The sequence below is a fragment of the Vibrio sp. 03_296 genome (assembly GCF_002265885.1).
On sequence record NZ_NPKW01000781.1, the window covers coordinates 1 to 1,489 of the forward strand.

Here is a 1,489-nt window from a genome sequence, read left to right on the forward strand (position 1 = left end):
TAAGCCTTTCCCTTTCYTTTTCAGTAAAAACGATGATTTGTTTAATTAAAACTGGGACATTTGTTCCCGTTTTGGTTTAGATTGTCTCAGCTCGAACGACTACTATAATTAAATCGATTTGTTATATGGCAATGGAACAAAAAACCGCTGATGTCAGCTTTGATAGCCTACTGAAGATCTTCACTATCCCAGAGGGTCCTGATTCAACACTGACTCAAATCGAAGCAAAGCTCTCACAAAACTTAAACAAATTCCTCGGTGAACACATCGTGGCAGAAGAAAAGCCTTTACGTGAAATCGAGAAAGACTTTTCTTCTGCTCAGATCCCAGAGCGACCGTCCTTTGTCTCAGACCATACTGAGCACCTACTCGATACTTTGGTATCGCACTCTGTGCATACATCGTCACCCAGTTTTATCGGTCATATGACTTCTGCGCTCCCATACTTTTTGATGCCTCTATCAAAAATCATGATTGCGCTAAACCAAACTTGGTAAAAATCGAAGACATCTAAGCCTTTACGACCGCTAGAGCGTCAGGTTTTAGGTATGTTACATCGCTTAATTTATTCGCAAGATGAAGCGTTTTACTCTCATTGGATGCACAGTGCGGAGCACTCCTTAGGGGCTTTTTGTTCAGGCGGAACCATTGCTAACATCACTGCCCTTTGGGTAGCACGCAACAATGCGTTACGTGCGCAAGGCAACTTTAAAGGAGTCGAGAAGAAGGCTTTCCGTTGCTATGAAACACTATGGCTACGAAGGCCTAGCCGTGTTGGTGTCTGAGCGCGGTCATTACTCCCTGAAAAAAGCCGCGGATGTCCTAGGTATTGGCCAAGCAGGTTTGGTTGCCATCAAAACCGACGAAAACAATCGTGTTTGCCCCGATGCACTCGAAGCGAAAATTAAAGAGTTACAAGCGCAAAACATCAAAGCATTTGCCGTCATCGGTGTAGCAGGAACAACGGAAACGGGTAGCGTCGACCCATTGGCAGAAATGGCAAAATTTGCCAAAAATATGGCTGATTCATTTCCAATGTTGACGCGGTCTTGGGGCGGTCGCAACATTAATGGTCAAACAAGTATCGCTGCCTACTCGATGGTGTTGAGCTTGCCGACTCTGTGACGATTGATGCACATAAGCAGCTGTATATCCCAATGGGCGCAGGCATGGTGCTATTCAAAGATCCTAACGCCATGAAATCGATCGAGCATCACGCTCAATATATTCTGCGAAAAGGGTCTAAAGACTTAGGTAGTCACACACTAGAAGGCTCTCGTTCAGGCATGGCAATGTTGGTTTATGCCAGCATGCATATCATCAGCCGCCCTGGTTACGAACTGCTCATCAATCAAAGTATTGAAAAGCAAAATACTTTGCTGATTTGATCAAACAACAGGATGATTTGAACTCATCTCTGAACCTGAGCTTTGTCTGCTCACTTATCGCTATATCCCAGCACGAGTGAAACAAGCCTTGGCTGCCGCCA

1 pseudogene is annotated in these 1,489 nt (G+C 44.8%); it reads left to right on the forward strand.

Annotated features, from left to right (window positions below):
* Positions 1–125 precede the first annotated feature (125 nt).
* Positions 126–1,489: pseudogene (gene panP / locus CIK04_RS27840) on the forward strand (pyridoxal-dependent aspartate 1-decarboxylase PanP); the annotation flags it as partial.